This window comes from Oleiphilus sp. HI0066, from assembly GCF_001635725.1.
Genome location: NZ_LWFH01000117.1, coordinates 1 through 776 on the forward strand (window position 1 = coordinate 1; position 776 = coordinate 776).

The 776-nt window shown below is 46.5% G+C and carries 1 protein-coding gene; it reads right to left on the reverse strand.

From position 1 onward, the window contains the following. Positions 1-757, reverse strand: a 757-nt coding sequence (locus A3738_RS02175; protein WP_369819753.1) for a phosphoribosylformylglycinamidine synthase subunit PurQ, incomplete at its 3' end; no start/stop codon positions are given. Between the last annotated feature and the right edge of the window lie 19 nt (positions 758-776).

Here is a 776-nt window from a genome sequence, read left to right on the forward strand (position 1 = left end):
CGCCGAGGTCACTCATGTGCACATCTTGTGCTTCAAATCCTGCTCGCGTGAATGCTGCAGCCATTTCTGTTTGACCATTTACGCCTTGCTCACGCAATACAGCAATACGAGGTTTGGCCCCTGTATTAATATAAGGCGCAGCAACATCTTCATTGAGATCAAAGCTCAATTCAGCATGTAGACCAGGATTGTTGGCATCAGCTAAAGCATCAAACTCTTGCTGTGCACATTCTGAATTATCACGCAGGCTTTGCATTTTATAGCTGGTTGTAGACCACAGTTGCCACAAGCTAGAACGAGAACGCTCAATGACCGCTTTACCGTCAAAGCTACAACGCACCATGTCGTCATCATTCAATGTGCCGATCACTAGCGTGTGTTCACCTAATCCTGCAGCAGTAAACTGCTGAAGCACTTCCTCGGTATCGGCAGCATTGACTTGAATCACCGCACCAAGCTCTTCATTAAACAATTCACGGGCAAAGTGTGAATCATCTTCAGCAAGCTGATCGAGTTTGATGTCAACACCCACATGGCCTGCGAAGGACATCTCTGCCAAAGTCGCGAATAAACCGCCATCTGAACGGTCATGATAAGCCAATAGCTTACCGTGTTTGTTTAAGCCCTGAATCACAGCAAAGAAGGCTTTTAAGTCTTCAGAGTCATTAAGATCTGGCGCGATCGCACCAACCTGAGAATATACTTGAGCCAAAGCCGAACCGCCCAAACGGTTTTGACCGTTTGCAAGGTCAATCAAAATCAGATCAGTTGCTTGA